12 protein-coding genes and 1 riboswitch are annotated in these 14,236 nt (G+C 74.3%); of the genes, 6 read left to right on the top strand and 6 right to left on the bottom strand.

What is annotated here, in order from left to right:
- Window positions 1-2: 2 nt before the first annotated feature.
- Window positions 3-1,331: a C40 family peptidase gene (locus tag LN652_RS15625; RefSeq protein WP_230441533.1), complete on the bottom strand. Its 1,329-nt coding sequence runs from the start codon at window positions 1,329-1,331 to the stop codon at window positions 3-5.
- A gap of 327 nt (window positions 1,332-1,658) precedes the next feature.
- Between LN652_RS15625 and LN652_RS15620 the strand changes: the two genes are divergently transcribed.
- On the top strand, window positions 1,659-2,621 hold the full coding sequence (locus LN652_RS15620) for a hypothetical protein (RefSeq protein ID WP_230441532.1): 963 nt from the start codon (window positions 1,659-1,661) through the stop codon (window positions 2,619-2,621).
- Window positions 2,622-2,716: 95 nt separating this feature from the next.
- Here the strand turns inward: LN652_RS15620 and LN652_RS15615 are convergent, their stop codons facing one another.
- The 4 genes from LN652_RS15615 to LN652_RS15600 form a co-directional block, all read right to left on the bottom strand.
- A complete protein-coding gene (locus LN652_RS15615) occupies window positions 2,717-3,763 on the bottom strand; it encodes a phosphatase PAP2 family protein (RefSeq protein ID WP_230441531.1) in 1,047 nt (348 codons plus the stop codon).
- Window positions 3,764-3,784: 21 nt separating this feature from the next.
- Window positions 3,785-4,786 (bottom strand): ABC transporter ATP-binding protein, encoded by a 1,002-nt coding sequence (locus LN652_RS15610; RefSeq protein WP_230441530.1) that lies wholly within the window; start codon window positions 4,784-4,786, stop codon window positions 3,785-3,787.
- 2 nt (window positions 4,787-4,788) lie between these two features.
- A complete protein-coding gene (locus LN652_RS15605) occupies window positions 4,789-6,450 on the bottom strand; it encodes an ABC transporter permease (RefSeq protein ID WP_230441529.1) in 1,662 nt (553 codons plus the stop codon).
- A complete protein-coding gene (locus LN652_RS15600; RefSeq protein WP_230441528.1) occupies window positions 6,447-7,529 on the bottom strand; it encodes a thiamine ABC transporter substrate-binding protein in 1,083 nt (360 codons plus the stop codon). The genes LN652_RS15605 and LN652_RS15600 overlap by 4 nt, the downstream gene beginning before the upstream one ends.
- Window positions 7,519-7,628, bottom strand: a riboswitch (TPP riboswitch). Its footprint overlaps the gene before it by 11 nt.
- 33 nt (window positions 7,629-7,661) lie before the next feature.
- Between LN652_RS15600 and LN652_RS15595 the strand changes: the two genes are divergently transcribed.
- From LN652_RS15595 to LN652_RS15585, 3 genes are all read left to right on the top strand, one after another.
- A complete protein-coding gene (locus LN652_RS15595; protein ID WP_230441527.1) occupies window positions 7,662-8,564 on the top strand; it encodes an alpha/beta hydrolase in 903 nt (300 codons plus the stop codon).
- Between the two features lie 133 nt (window positions 8,565-8,697).
- Window positions 8,698-11,271 carry an Ig-like domain-containing protein gene (locus tag LN652_RS15590; RefSeq protein ID WP_230441526.1) on the top strand — a complete coding sequence of 858 codons (2,574 nt, stop codon included), beginning with the start codon at window positions 8,698-8,700 and terminating at the stop codon, window positions 11,269-11,271.
- A gap of 85 nt (window positions 11,272-11,356) precedes the next feature.
- Window positions 11,357-11,794: a GNAT family N-acetyltransferase gene (locus tag LN652_RS15585; protein WP_230441525.1), complete on the top strand. Its 438-nt coding sequence runs from the start codon at window positions 11,357-11,359 to the stop codon at window positions 11,792-11,794.
- Here LN652_RS15585 and LN652_RS15580 read toward each other — a convergent pair.
- Window positions 11,760-12,893, bottom strand: a complete 1,134-nt coding sequence (locus tag LN652_RS15580) for an aldehyde dehydrogenase family protein (RefSeq protein WP_230441524.1) — start codon at window positions 12,891-12,893, stop codon at window positions 11,760-11,762. The two genes, LN652_RS15585 and LN652_RS15580, sit on opposite strands and share 35 nt — an antisense overlap.
- A 66-nt stretch (window positions 12,894-12,959) precedes the next feature.
- Between LN652_RS15580 and LN652_RS15575 the strand changes: the two genes are divergently transcribed.
- On the top strand, window positions 12,960-13,703 hold the full coding sequence (locus tag LN652_RS15575; RefSeq protein ID WP_230441523.1) for a helical backbone metal receptor: 744 nt from the start codon (window positions 12,960-12,962) through the stop codon (window positions 13,701-13,703).
- Window positions 13,704-13,712: 9 nt separating this feature from the next.
- On the top strand, window positions 13,713-14,204 hold the full coding sequence (locus LN652_RS15570; RefSeq protein WP_230441522.1) for a MarR family winged helix-turn-helix transcriptional regulator: 492 nt from the start codon (window positions 13,713-13,715) through the stop codon (window positions 14,202-14,204).
- The last annotated feature ends 32 nt before the right edge of the window (window positions 14,205-14,236 follow it).

The following is a 14,236-nucleotide window of genomic DNA, read 5'->3' as shown; positions in this document are numbered from 1 at the left end:
GGTCAGGGGCGGGCGAAGAAGTTCGGCGCCCGCCAGTAGTACATCGACTCCTCGGTGACGTCGCGACCGGTGCGCGGCGCGTGGACGATCCGGCCGTCGCCGACGTACATCGCGACGTGGTAGATCGAGTCGGCGCTGCTGGACGCCCCCCAGAAGACGAGGTCACCGGGCTGGAGCTGGCTCGCGGAGATCGGCGTCGACTGCGTGTACTGCGCCACCGAGTAGTGCGGGAGCGTCTTCCCGCCGGTGGCCCACGCGGCCGCGGTGAGCCCCGAGCAGTCCCACGCGTCGGGTCCGGCGGCGCCGTAGGCGTACGGCTCCCCGATCTGGCCGCGGGCGAACGCGACGGCCGCCGCCGCGTCGCCGACGGTGGGCGTGGGGGTGGGCGTAGGTGTCGGCGTGGGGGTCGTGGGGGTGGGCGTCGGCGTGGGAGTCGCAGTGGGGGTGGCCGTGGGGGTCGGGGTGGGCGCGGGGGTGGGCGTCGGGGTCGCGGCGGCCTCCTCCTCTTCCTCCTGCGCCTCCTGCTCGGCCTGGGCCTGCGCGGCCGCAGCGGCTGCCTCGGCGGCCTCGCGCTCGAGGGCGCGCTGGCGCCGCTCGGCGAGCCGGACGCTGATGCCCTGCAGGTCGGCGAGCTCGGCGAGCAGGTCGGACTTCCGGGCGGCGACGTCCTCGGCCTGCGCCCCGGCCTCGGCCTCGGCGTCCGCGGCAGCGTCGCGGGCCGTCTCGGCCTCGGCCGCGGCGCGGTCCGCGCGGGAGGCGGCGTCCGCGGCGGTCGTGGCGGTGACCTCGGCGACCGCGGAGGCGGCGGTGTAGGCGTCGTAGCGGCTGTCCAGGGCGTCGGACGTGTTGCCCATCGTCACCGACTGGTCGACCAGCGACTCGATCCCGTCGGCCTCGACGACGGCCGCGAGGCCCTGCACCTGGGAGGCGTCCTCGTAGGAGGCGACGACGGTGTCGGCGTAGAGCTCACGCTGCTCGGCCAGGTCCGCGCTCGCGCGGTCGGCCGCGGCCCGTGCGTCGGCGGCGTCGGCGCGGGCCTGCTCGGCGCGCCAGCGCGCTCCGTTGAACGCCTCGGCCGCCTGCGCCGCGCGGTCACCGGCCGCCTCGAGGGCGAGGTTCGCGCGGATCAGGTCGGCCCGGACCGCGGCGACGTCGCGCTCGGCGGCATCGGCCCGCTCGCGGGCGGCGGTGACGTCGGACTCGGTCGGCACCGGCTCGTCGTCGGCGAAGGCGGCGCCGCGGCCACCGCCGAGCGCCAGTCCGGCGACGAGGAGGGCAGCGGTGGCCCAGCGCGCCGGCGTACGCCGTGGTGCGGGTGTCTCGTCGGGCACGGGGGTTCCCCTTGAGGTCTCGGAGGCCCGTGCGACTTCCCCATCGCACGGGCAACTCGAGGCACGCTAATCAACTTTCGTCACACGGGGAACAGTTTCCTCAACTTTTTCACCTTCAGTCGGCGCGTCGCCTTGACGAACTACATCTGTGTAATTCCACCACGAATCCCCGGATATCCGGGGACTCTCCCGCTTTGCACCCGAGATCTCGGGTGCAAAGCGGGAGATCTGGGCGCTCAGCACGCGCGAACGCTCCCGGACGCACTGTCCACAGGCCGCATCCCACGGGATTGAGAGGGCTCGAGCACGGGCACCCCGACTCGCATGATGAAGCCACCGCTTGCCCTCGCCGGCGTCGTACGACTTCGCCGCGACCTGATCGCCGAGGGCATGACCGACGACCAGATCGCACGCCTCGTCCGCGCGAGGGCGCTGACGAGGGTCCGCTACGGCGCGTACGTGCCGACTCCCGTGTGGGTGCAGGCCTCGGAGGAGGAACGCCATCGCCTGCTCTGCCGCGCCGTCGTCGCCCGCGCCGACCCGATGACCGCGCTCACCCACGTCTCGTCCGTGGTCGAGCGGTGCGTCCCTGTGTGGGGGTTCGACCTCAGCGTCGTCCACACCACCCGGCTCGGCGCCGACCGTGCCGGCCGCAAGCTCGCGGGCTGGACCCCGCACCGCGGCGTGCTCGGCGACGACGACGTCGAGGAGCTCCACGGCGTCGTGGTGAGCACCGCGCCCCGCTCCGCCTTCGAGGTCACGACGGTCACGGGTGTCGAACCCGCACTGGTCGTGGTCAACCGCCTGCTGCACGCCCGCGCGATGACGCTGCAGGACCTCGAGCACCAGGTCGAGGCGCACGCCGACTGGCCCGGGAGCCTGACCGCGACGATCGTGCTGCGGTTGGCCGACGCGCGGCTGGAGTCCGTCGGCGAGGACCGGTTCAGCTACGTGACCTACACCCAGGGACTACCGCGACCGGAGCCGCAGTGGACGGTGTGCGACGAGAGCGGCACGGTGGTGGCGAGGCTCGACTTCGCGTGGCCGGACCACGGGGTGTTCGTCGAGTTCGACGGGCGCGTCAAGTACGAGCGCCACCGGCGCGACGGCGAGACGCTGGAGGAGTTCCTCATGCGCGAGAAGAGGCGCGAGGAGCTCGTGTGCCAGCTCACCGGCTGGACCTGCGTCCGCGTGACGTGGGCCGATCTGGCCCGTCCCGAGCGCCTCGCCGCGCGGATCCGCGCTGTGTTCGAGTCGCGTCGGCGCGAGGGGCGACGCCTTGGCGCGTGATCTTCGTACCCGGAGCTCGTGGTTCGCACCCGGGATCTCGGGTGCCAACCACGAGAGTCCCCGGATATCCGGGGACTCCAGGCGCAGGACCGGGGTCAGTCGACGTCGACGGGCACCTGCGACGTCGTCGACGTCGGGTGCGAGGCCAGGCCGTGCCGGTCGAACTTCTGGCCGCTGGCGAGGCCGCCGAGCCAGAAGGAGAAGAGGGCGATCACCACACCGGCGAGGTCGTCGGCGATGTAGTGCCAGCCGAAGTAGAGGGTCGCGACGACGGTGATCGCGAAGTTGGCCCAGAAGACGATGTGCAGGATGCGGTTGCGCAGCGTGTACTGCACCATCAGCGCGACCAGCAGGGTGATCGCGGTGTGCAGCGACGCGAAGCCGGCGACCGACTGGACGGCGCCCTCGACCCCCTCGCGCAGCACCGTGGACCGCCCGTAGGACAGCGCCTCCATCAGCGCGCTCGACCCGGTGTCGGGGAGGTCGGTGTAGAGGTAGCTGTACTGGAAGCCGGGGCCGAGCGTGGGCAGCGCGTAGTACGAGGCGGTCCCGAGCGTCCACGCGAGGCACTGCGAGGTGGCGAACCAGTAGCCGAAGGTGATGTTGCGCGACCACACCAGCCAGGCGGCCAGCGCCAGCGGCACCAGCGGCAGGAACCACAGGTAGATCGTGGAGAAGAAGTGCGCCTGGATCCCGGTGCCGAGGACGGTGTGCAAGATGGTGGCCGGCTCGTGGCCGAACATCAGCGTGCGGTCGATGAGGTGCAGCTCGCGGTCGTACTTGTCCTCGCCCATGATGAAGGGCAGGAACGACTTGAGGTTCCGGTAGCAGACGTAGGTGATGTAGAAGCAGACCAGGCCGAGGACGACCAGGGTGATCCGCTCACGGTTCCAGTGCGTGCGCACCCGGTCGCGGGCGACGGCCGGCATCGCGGCGGGCTTGAAGCGCGACTTCCACAGCGTGCGCGGCAGCATGTCGAGCAGGAACGCCCCGAGCACGAGCAGCGGCAGCCGCAGCCACGACGGCCCGAGGAAGCCCTCGGGGTCGACCAGCGGGCGGTCGAGCGTGATCGACGCGGTCACGGCGAGGGCGCCCATGAGGGCGGCGACTCCGATGAGGAGGGCGTAGGCCGATCGATACACGCACGTCAGTGTAGGGACGGGTCACGATGCCGGCACGATCGGCAGGACCGCGAGGCGGGTCACGTCGACCCGCAGCCGCACCTCCTCGCCCGGGGCGACCCGGCTGCCCAGCGGGGCGACCGCGTCGAGGGTGCCGAGGCCGTCGACCTCGACGAGCAGCCGGACCTGCTCGGGCGTCGCGCGCGCCGACGACACGCGCGCCGTGACCGGCCCCTCGGCGTCGACCACGAGGGCGGAGCGCCGCAGCGCGACGGCGGGCGCCGCCGGCAGGCCGCCCGCGGCGAGCAGCCGCGCCGCGGCGTCGTCGCGCGCCACCCGGGCGTAGCCGAGGAACAGGGCGGTCTCCTCGTCGACGGGAGCGCGCCACACCTCGTCGATCGCACCCTGCTGGACCACCCGGCCCGCGCGCATCACGGCGAGCCGGTCGGCGAGCGCGAACGCCTCCTCGTGGTCGTGGGTCACCAGCAGCGCCGTCGTGCCGGCCGCGCGCAGGATCTGGCGCAGGTCGCCGGCGAGCCGCTCGCGCAGCGTGGCGTCGAGGGACGACAGCGGCTCGTCCAGCAGGATCAGTCGCGGGTCGACGGCGAGCGCCCGGGCCAGGGCGACCCGCTGCCGCTCGCCGCCGGAGAGGGTGCCGGGCAGCCGCTGCTCGTAGCCGGCGAGGCCGACCAGGTCGAGAAGCTCGCGCACCCGGGCGGCGGTCCGCGCCGCCGGCGTGCGCCGCAGCCGCAGGGCGTACGCCACGTTGCGCGCGACACTCAGGTGGGAGAACAGCTGGCCGTCCTGGAACATCAGCGCGAACCCGCGCCGGTGGGTCGGCGTGCCGCGCAGGTCGGTGCCGTCGTGGGACACCGACCCGGAGGTCAGCGGCTCCAGGCCGGCGACGGCGCGCAGCAGCGTCGACTTGCCGCACCCGGACGGGCCGAGCACGGCGAGGACATCGCCGTCGGGCAGGTCGAGCGAGACGCCGTCGACCGCGGTCGTCTCGCCGTAGCGGACGGTGACGTCGGACAGGGAGAGCATCGTCAGAACGCTCCCACACCCGGCACCCGGAGCCGCTCGACGGCCAGCATGACGACCGCGGTGGTCGCCGCCAGCACGACGGACGCGGCCAGCGCCATGCCGTAGTTCATCTCGCCCGGGTGCCCGATCAGCCGGAAGATCACCACGGGCAGGGTCGGGCTCTCGTCGCGGGCGAGGAAGGACGTGGCGCCGAACTCGCCGAGGGAGGCGGCGAACGCGAAGCCGCTCGCGGCCAGCGCCGGCTTCCACACCACCGGGAGGTCGACGGTGAGCAGCGTGCGCCCGGGCGACGCGCCGAGCGACGCGGCCGCCTGCCGCTGCCGGTCGTCGACGCCGGCGAGGACCGGGGTGAGGGTGCGCACCACCAGCGGCAGCGCGACCAGCGCCTGGGCGAGCGGCACCAGCAGCGGCGAGTCGCGCAGGTCGAGCGGCGGCCGGTCGAGGGTGATGAGGAAGCCGAAGCCCAGGGTCACCGCGCTCACCCCGAGCGGCAGCATGAAGAACCCGTCGAGAGCGGACCGGACCCGGCGCTCGGCGCGCGAGCGGGAGCGCCGGGTCACGACGAACGCGACGAGGCCGCCGAGCAGCAGGGCCATCCAGGTCGCGTCGACCGCGGTCCGCAGGCTGGTGAGGAGCGCGGCGCTGACCGGCACGAGCAGCGCCTGGCCGTCGCCGGCGGAGGACAGCGCGCGGTAGTTGGCGAGCCCCCAGCCGTCGCCGACGCTCAGCGAGCCGGCGACGAGCGCGGCGATCGGCGCCAGCATCGCCCCCAGCACGACGAGCGTCGCCAGCACCACGGGGACGTCGCCGCGCCGCAGCGGCCGCGCGGCCACCACGGTCCGCTGGGCGGTCGGGTCGGGGACCGCGCGCAGCCGGGCCGACAGCGCCAGCAGGGCCACCACCACGACGATCTGCAGGACCGAGAGCGCGGCGGCGGCCTGCAGGTCGAAGACGGTCGTGGTGAGCAGGTAGATCTCGGTCTCGACCGTGGCGTACCGCACCCCGCCGAGGGTCAGCACGATGCCGAACGCGGTGGCGCAGAACAGGAAGACCACGCTGGCGGCGCCGACGACCGCGGGCCGCAGCGCCGGCAGCGTGACGGTGCGCAGGACCTGCCACGGCGAGGCGCCGAGCGCGGCGGCGGCCTGGCCGGGTCGCGGGTCCAGCGACTCCCAGGCCACGCCGACCGTGCGGACCACGACGGCGACGTTGAAGAAGACCAGCCCGGCGATGATCGCGACCGGGGTGCCGTCGAGGCCGAGGAAGCCGAGCGGGCCGCCCTCCCCCAGCAGCTGGCGGAACGCCACCCCGACGACGACGGTGGGCAGCACGAACGGCACCAGCATCGCGGCGCGCACCGCGTGCCGACCCGGGAGGCGGAGCCGGTGCAGGGCGTACGCCGCCGGCAGGCCGAGGGCGACCGCGAGCGCCGTCGCGACGGCGGAGGACCACAGCGTGAACCACGCGACGCGGTGCACGCGGGGCCGGGCGAGCACGTCCAGCACGGCGCCGGGGGCGAACCGGCCGTCGACGACGAACCCCTCGGCCAGCATGCCGCCCACGGGCAGCACGAAGAGCACGCCGAGGACCAGGACGGGGCCCGCGGCGAGCGCCAGCAGCGCGAGCAGTCGCCGCGCCTGGGGCCTCGTGCCGGGCGCGGTCACCGGGAGATGACGTCGGTCCACTCGGTCAGCCAGTCCTCGCGGTTCGCCGCGATCTCGGCGGGGTCGACCTCGTAGGGGTCGGTCGGCTGCTGCGCGAACCGTGCCCAGTCGTCGGGGACCGTCGCGCCCGGCATCACCGGGAAGACGTACATCGACTCCGGCAGCGCGGCCTGCACCTCGTCGGAGAGCATCCAGTCGACCAGCGCCGCCGCGCCCTCGGGGTTGGCGGCCCCCTCGAGCACGCCGGCGTACTCGACCTGCCGGAAGCAGGTGTCGAGCAGCGCCGCGGTCGTGGTGCGGCCGTCCTCCACCGTGAAGGCGGGCGAGGAGTCGTAGGACACCACGATCGGGCGGGTGCCGGTCTTCGAGCCGGCGGTGAAGTCGCCGTAGTAGGCGTCCTCCCAGCCGTCGACGACCTTGGCCCCGTTGGCGAGGAGGTCGGTCCAGTAGTCGGGCCAGTCGTCGCCGAACTCGGCGACCGTCGCGAGGAAGAAGGCCATGCCGGGGCTGCTGGTCGAGGCACCCGGCGTGACCACCAGGTCGGCGTAGGCCGGGTCGGTGAGGTCGTCGAGGGTCTTCGGCGGGGCGAGGCCCTCGGCGTCGAACCAGTCGGTGTCGACGTTGACGCACACGCTCGCGGAGTCGACCGGCACCAGCCGGTCGCCGCCCTCGGGCAGCGCGTACTCGGCGGGAGGCTCGGTGGTCGGCGCGAACGGCGCGAAGGCGCCCTCGCCCAGCGGGCGAGAGGCGAAGGTGTTGTCGATCCCGAACGCGGCGTCCGCGATCGGGTTGTCGGCGGTGAGGCTGAGCTTGGTCGCCAGCGTGCCGGCGTCGCCGGCGGCCCGGACCTCGAGGTCGTAGCCCGACTCCTCCTCGAACTGCCGCACCAGCCGCTTGGGCAGCTGGAACGACTCGTGGGTGGCGAGCACGACGGTGCCGCCGCCCTCGCCCCCGGTCGCGGAGGTGGAGGGCTCGGACGCCGTGTCGCCGCCGGTGAGGCTGCAGCTGGTGAGCAGCAGGACGGCGGCGGTGGCCGTGCCCAGGGGGCGGGCGAGGGCACGGACGGGTGCGCGGTTCATCGTGACTCCCTATCGCCGGTGCTAGCCGGATCAGGTTCGGAGGGTCTGCGGCTGGTCCGCACTCTCAGCACGTCGGCACGTGCTCCCCTGTCTTCGCCGCCAGCCTACCCGCGGCCGCCCTAGGCTGCGCGCATGCCCAGCCGCCGCCACGACCTGCTCGCCGTCCTCGTCCCGCGGCTCCGGCGCTCGCGCGAGCTCGACAGCGAGCCGGCCGAGCGGGAGCGTGTGGCGGCGTGGCACCGCACCCTCGACCGGTCGCTGCCCACGCGCGCGGTGCCCGGCTTCGCCCAGCGGTGGGACGTATCGGTGGCCGACATCGGCTTCCCGTCCTACGTCCTGACCCCGCGCGAGCGGCGGGTGCACCGCACCCTCTACTACGTCCACGGCGGCGGCTACATGGCGCCGATGGACGCCTTCCACGTCCGCTACGCCACCCGCCTCGCCGACGCCATCGGCGCCCGGGTGGTCATGCCCGACTACCCGTTGGCGCCCGAGCACACCTGGCACGACTCCCACGACGCGCTGGTCGCGGACGTGACGACGTGGGCCGACGAGCCGGGCGGGGTGGTGCTCGCGGGCGACTCCGCCGGCGGCGGCCTCGCCCTCGCGCTCGCGGTGTCGGTGCGCGACCGCGGCCTGACGCCGGCCACCCACCTGGTGATGCACGCGCCGTGGGTCGACCTCACCACCTCCACCCGCGAGGAGACCGAGGCCGCCGACGCGATCGACCCGTGGCTGTTCATCGGCAAGCTCCGGGCCTACGCCGGGTGGTGGGCCGGGACGCCCGACGACCTCGGCCGACCCGAGGTCTCGCCCGCCCTCGCCGACCTGACCGGGCTGCCCCGGAGCCTCGTGCTGTACGGCACCCGCGACCTGCTCCACCCCGGCTGCCGGCTGCTGGTCCGCCGGGCGCGCGAGGCCGGGTGGGACCTCACCGCGGTCGAGGAGCCGGACCTGATCCACGTCTACGGCCTGCTGCCGGGCGTGCCGGAGGCGCGGCGCGCGTTCGACCAGGCCGTGGCGTTCGTGTCCTGAGGGCTGGACGGACGTCACCAGATCTACCACGGGAGATCCACAAGACGGTCGTTCGGCTCCGGCCGACGGGCGAGGCGCGTGTGATGCCGACGGGGGTGGGCCGTGGGGGCGCGCCCACGACCGAAGGGCGCACATGTCCATACTCTCCGCACGCGTCCCGCGTGCGCTCCTCAGCGGCACCGTCGCACTCGTGGCGTCGGCCAGCACGCTCGCGGTCACGCCGGGCGCCGCCGCGGCGCCGGACTCCGCCGTGATCACCGACGCCGGCTGCGCGGCCAACAGCCTGCCGCTCAACGACGACGACAGCTCCGGATCGATCCCGCTGTCGTCGCCGCTGGCGTTCTACGACCGCACGGTCACCGAGGCGTTCGTCAACAACAACGGCAACATCACCTTCGACGGCTCGATGTACAACTACTCGGGCCACATCTCGACGCTGCCGCGGCCGCTGCTCGCGCCGTTCTTCGCCGACCTCGAGACCACCTACACCGGCACGCCCGTCACCTACGGCACGGTGGAGTGGCAGGGCCGTCCGGCGTTGTGCGTGAGCTGGCGCGACATCGGCTTCTTCGGCTCCGGCACGGCGCCGACCAACGACTTCCAGGCGCTGCTGGTCGACCGGTCCGACGTGGCGGCCGGCGACTTCGACGTGGTCCTCAACTATGCCCGCGTCGACGGCGACCAGAGCGGCTCGGTCCAGATCGGCTTCAGCGCAGCGGACCAGAACCCCGAGCACGTCTACGTCTTCCCGGGCTCCAACGTCCCCGGCGCGTTCCTCGACACCAACCCGGCGGGCCTGGTCCACGGCTCGCGCGAGTCCGACGTGCAGGGGCGCTACGTCTTCCGCTTCCGTGACGGGTTCCCGGTCGGCGTGACCCCGCCCGACACGGCGATCGCCTCCGGCCCCGCGGCGCGCTCCACCGACGCTGCGCCGGCCTTCACCTACACCACGACCGCCGCCGAGCACCGCCGCTTCGAGTGCCGGCTCACCGCCGACGACCAGGTCGCCGGCGGGTTCAGCACCTGCCCCGACGACGGCACCTCCTACCCGGGCCTCGCCGACGGCGGCTACACGTTCGAGGTCCGTGCGGTCGACGCGTACTACAGCACCGACAGCACGCCCGCGTCGCAGTCCTTCGAGGTCGACACGACCGGACCCACCGCGATCCTCGACTCGGTCCCGGCGCTGCTCGGCAACGACACCACCCCGTCGTTCGCGTGGAGCTCCGAGGACGCCGACGCCGCCTCCTTCGAGTGCCACCTCGACCGGGTCCCCAGCGCCGAGCCGTCCCCCTGGTGGGACTGCGCCGACGCCGAGGACCTCGGCCCGCTGGGTGACGGCGACTGGACGTTCTCGGTCCGCGGCACCGACGACCTCGGCAACACCGGAGGCGCCGCGTCGTACGACTTCTCGGTCGACACGGTCGGCACGGGCGCGACCATCGAGACCGGCCCGGCCCGACTCGGCAACGACGCGAGCCCGGCGTTCACCTACGCCTTCGACCCGTCCGAGGACGTGGCCGGAGTCGAGTGCCGGGTCTCCGGTGCCGAGCCGACCGCCTGGACCGAGTGCGACGCGTCGACCTTCGAGGCGACCGACCTGACCGACGGCGACTGGACCTTCGAGGTCCGGGCGACCGACCGCGCCGGCAACGTCGGGGACAGCGCCGCCTGGGCGTTCACCGTCGACACCGTGGCGCCCGCCGTCGCGATCACGTCCGGGGTGCGGACCCCGGGCAACGACAGCACCCCGTCGTTCGCGTTCGCCGGCACGCCCGCCTCGGACGTCGACCACTACGAGTGCGTCGTCGTGCCCGTCGGCGCCCAGCTCGCCTCGCCGGAGACCTGCACGTCCGGCTGGACGTCCGCCCCGCTCGAGGACGGCGACCACCGCTTCGTCGTGGTGGCCGTCGACGGCGCGGGCAACGTCAGCGAGCCCGCCCGGCAGGAGCTGACCGTCGACACCGTGGCCCCCGTGACCACCGTGACCCAGGCTCCCCCGGCCGTCGTCGACACCGCGTCCGCGGCGTTCGGCTGGGCGTCCGACAGCGAGGGCTCCACGTTCGAGTGCCGCCTGGTGGCCGACGGACGCAGCGCCGCCTGGGAGCCGTGCCCCGGCACCTCGCGCACCTTCACCGGCCTCGCCGACGGCGGCCACGCCTTCGAGGTGCGGGCGACGGACGCCGCCGGCAACACCGACGCGACGCCCGCCGGCGCCAAGGTGCAGGTCAACGTCGGCCGCCCGACCATCACCGCCGCGCTCTCCAGCCCGACGCCGATCAGCGAGTTCGGCTGGTACCGCGACACGGTGACGATCACCTACACCTGCGCCGGCAACGGCAGCGCGGTCGTGGCCTGCCCCACGCCCCGCGTGGTGCCTCGCGCCCAGCAGGGCCGGGTCGTCTTCCGCGCGACGGTCCGCACTGCCGACGGCGACACCGCGTCGGTGAGCACCACGCTCCACGTCGACAAGGGCAAGCCGCAGGCCGCGATCAAGGGCTTCAGCGGCAAGCGCGCCTACGCCTCGATGCCGAAGCCGACCTGCCGCGCCTCCGACCCGCGCTCGGGCCTGGACGACTGCAAGGTCTCGGTCACGAAGGTCGAGCGCAAGGACGGCCGGACCTACGTCGTGGTGAAGGTGACCGCGACCGACAAGGCCGGCAACGTCCGCGTGGTCCGCAAGCAGGCGCCCTTCCGGGCCGCCTGAGGCCAGCGCGACGACGCACCCCGGCGCGGGGCCGGACGGAGACGACTCCGTCCGGCCCCGCGCTGCTGTTCGTATGCTCCGGGTCATGACGACGCGGGTGCAGGTGGCCTCCTTCGACGACCTCGACCCGCGCACGGCGTACGCCGTGTGGCGGCTGCGCCAGCAGGTGTTCGTCGTCGAGCAGGACTGCCCCTACCCCGACCTCGACGGGCGCGACCTCGAGGACACCACCCGGCACCTCGTGCTGCTCGACGACGACCGGGTCGTCGGGACGCTGCGGATCCTCGACGACGGCGACTGGGCCCGGATCGGCCGCGTCGTCGTGGCCCCGGAGGCGCGCGGGCGCGGGCTCGCTGCGCTGCTGATGGACGAGGCGATCGCGCTCGTCGCAGACCGCGAGGTGCGCCTGGACGCGCAGACCGGGCTGACCGGCTTCTACGCCGGCTACGGCTTCGAGGTGGCGGGACCGGAGTTCGACGAGGACGGGATCATGCACGTGCCGATGCGTCGGGCACCAGCATGAGCACCGGGCCGAGCACCTCCTCGACCACGAGGCGCGAGTCGGCGGCCACCCCACCGATCACGGTGGGCTCGACCCACCACCCCGGCCGGTCGAGGCGCCGGCCACCGAGCGCGACGTCGGCGCGCTCGGCCTCCGCGAGCGCGACGTAGCGCAGCACCCGGTCGCGGGCCACGGGCGAGCGCAGCGGGCCGCACAGCGTCTGCGGGGACAACGGGTCTCCGACCACGACCGAGCCCATCGCCTCGGCGGCCGCCGCCACCGCCTCGGCGTATCGGAGGGCCGGCACCACCACGCTGCTCGGCACCCACGGCGCCTGGCCCGCGTTGGCGGCCACCGCCCGCGCCGCTCCCGCGACCACGTCCGCCATGTCGGCACCGCCCGCCCGGACCTGGCGCGGACCGCCGGTCGTCACCCGGACCCGCGTGCCGGGTCGGTGCGCGGACGCCCGCACCCGCTCGCCCACGAAGGCCGACCCGACGACCACGACCTCGTCGACGCGCTTGTCGAGGGTCAGCGCGATCGCGACGTCGACGTCGCGGGTCGTGACGACGTTGAGCACCCCGCGGGGCAGGTGGGCGAGCGCGAGGCGGCCGATCTCCAGGGCGGCGCTCGCGGCCTCGACGGCCGGCTTCAGGACGACGGTGCCGCCGGCGAGCAGGACCCGCCCGATCTCCTCCAGCGCCACCGCGAGCGGCGAGGTCGCCGGCGTGACGACCACGGTGACCCCCGCCTCGAGGCGCCGCGGCACCGCCCGCAGGTCCGCGATCGGGCGGTCGACGTGGGCCTCGCGCAGGGCCACCGGGACGCCGGTCTCGGCCGCGAGGAGCAGCGCGAGGTTGTCGGCCTCGTCCTCGAGGGCGGCGCGGAAGGCGCGCACGGCGGCGACGCGCATCGTCGAGTCGGTGCTCCACGGGGTTGCGTCGAACGCCCGCCGGGCGGCGGTCAGCGCGGTGTCGACGTCGGCGAGACCGGCGTCCGGCACCTGCCAGAGCACCTCGCCGGTGGCCGGGTTGCGCGCCGGGAAGGTCCAACCCTCCACGGTCGGCTGCTCGCGGCCGTCGACGGGCAGGCCCACCGGCGCCGGGACGTGCTTGCTCATGGGACAACTCCACCACGTCCGACCCAGCAGCGACACGTCGTGGCGCCGCTGGCCTAGCCTCGGACCATGCTCGACGACCTCGGCGCCGCCGTCCCCCTCACCGGTCCGGCGACCCGCGTGGTGTCCCTCGTGCCGTCGCTCACCGAGGCGCTGGCCGCGACCGCACCCGAGCGGCTGGTCGGCGCGACCGACTGGTGCACCCACCCCGCCGACCTCGACGTCGCCCGGGTCCGGGGCACCAAGAACCCCGACCTGGCGGCGGTCCGCGCGCTCGAGCCGGACCTGGTGGTCGCCAACCAGGAGGAGAACCGCGAGCTCGACGTCCGCCGGCTGCGCGACGCGGGCGTGGCGGTGTGGGTGACGCGCATCGAGACGGTCGAGGAGTCGCTGGCCTCGATGGCGCGGCTGCTGGAGGAGGCGCTGCAGGTGCCGGAGCCGGGGTGGCTGGTCGAGGCGCGGCGGCTGTGGGGCTCGCCGTCGCCGGCGAGGGTCCGGGTGGCCGTCCCGATCTGGCGCGACCCGTGGATGGTGGTCGGCGCACCGACCTACACCGACGACCTGCTCGCCCGGGCCGGCCTGGTCAACGTGCTCGCCGGCCGCGAGGGCCGCTACCCGACGGTGACGCCGGGCGACGTCGACGCCGCCGGCCCCGACCTCGTGCTGCTGCCGGACGAGCCGTACGTCTTCACCGCCGACGACGGGCCCGAGGCGTTCGCGACGCCGTCGCGCCTCGTCTCCGGGCGGCTGCTGACCTGGTACGGCCCCGCGATGGTGGAGGCGCACGGCGAGCTGACGACCCTGACTGGCTAACCTCCAGCCATGACCCGCGACCCGATCGGCGAGGCCCACCGCCAGTGGGTGGCCCACGGCTGGGCCGACGCCGCCGACGGGATGGCGATGGTGACGTCGGTGGTGCGCGCCCAGCAGCTGCTGATGGAGCGCATCGACGCCGTGCTGCGCCCGCGCGGCCTGACGTTCGCCCGCTACGAGGTCCTGCGGCTGCTGTCCTTCTCCCGCGGCGCCGCGATGCCGATGTCGCGGCTCGGGTCGCTGCTGCAGGTGCACCCCACCAGCGTCACCAGCGCCGTCGACCGGCTGGTCGCCCAGGACTACGTGCGGCGCGAGCGCGGCGACGGCGACCGACGGGTGGTGCTCGCCGTGCTCACCGAGGCCGGCCGCGAGGCCGTCGAGGAGGCGACCGCCGCGCTCAACGGCGAGGTGTTCGAGCAGCCGGGCATCCCGAGCCCCGACGTCCGCGAGCTGACCGACCGCCTGACCGCGCTGCGTACGGGCCTCGGCGAGAGCCTGTAGCAGGTGACTCGCGGGTAGGTACTTGGACGTCC

Origin of the sequence: Nocardioides okcheonensis, assembly GCF_020991065.1 — a bacterium.
GTDB lineage: Bacteria > Actinomycetota > Actinomycetes > Propionibacteriales > Nocardioidaceae > Nocardioides > Nocardioides okcheonensis.
This window is presented reverse-complemented; position numbering and strand designations above follow the sequence as displayed.

Excerpts from the sequence above, each read along its gene's own strand:
- LN652_RS15580 (WP_230441524.1), bottom strand. The coding sequence starts at position 12,893 with ATGAGCAAGCACGTCCCGGCGCCGGTGGGCCTGCCCGTCGACGGCCGC.
- LN652_RS15570 (WP_230441522.1), top strand. The coding sequence starts at position 13,713 with ATGACCCGCGACCCGATCGGCGAGGCCCACCGCCAGTGGGTGGCCCAC.
- LN652_RS15590 (WP_230441526.1), top strand. The coding sequence starts at position 8,698 with ATGTCCATACTCTCCGCACGCGTCCCGCGTGCGCTCCTCAGCGGCACC.
- LN652_RS15620 (WP_230441532.1), top strand. The coding sequence starts at position 1,659 with ATGAAGCCACCGCTTGCCCTCGCCGGCGTCGTACGACTTCGCCGCGAC.
- LN652_RS15585 (WP_230441525.1), top strand. The coding sequence starts at position 11,357 with ATGACGACGCGGGTGCAGGTGGCCTCCTTCGACGACCTCGACCCGCGC.
- LN652_RS15600 (WP_230441528.1), bottom strand. The coding sequence starts at position 7,529 with ATGAACCGCGCACCCGTCCGTGCCCTCGCCCGCCCCCTGGGCACGGCC.
- LN652_RS15575 (WP_230441523.1), top strand. The coding sequence starts at position 12,960 with ATGCTCGACGACCTCGGCGCCGCCGTCCCCCTCACCGGTCCGGCGACC.
- LN652_RS15610 (WP_230441530.1), bottom strand. The coding sequence starts at position 4,786 with ATGCTCTCCCTGTCCGACGTCACCGTCCGCTACGGCGAGACGACCGCG.
- LN652_RS15595 (WP_230441527.1), top strand. The coding sequence starts at position 7,662 with ATGCCCAGCCGCCGCCACGACCTGCTCGCCGTCCTCGTCCCGCGGCTC.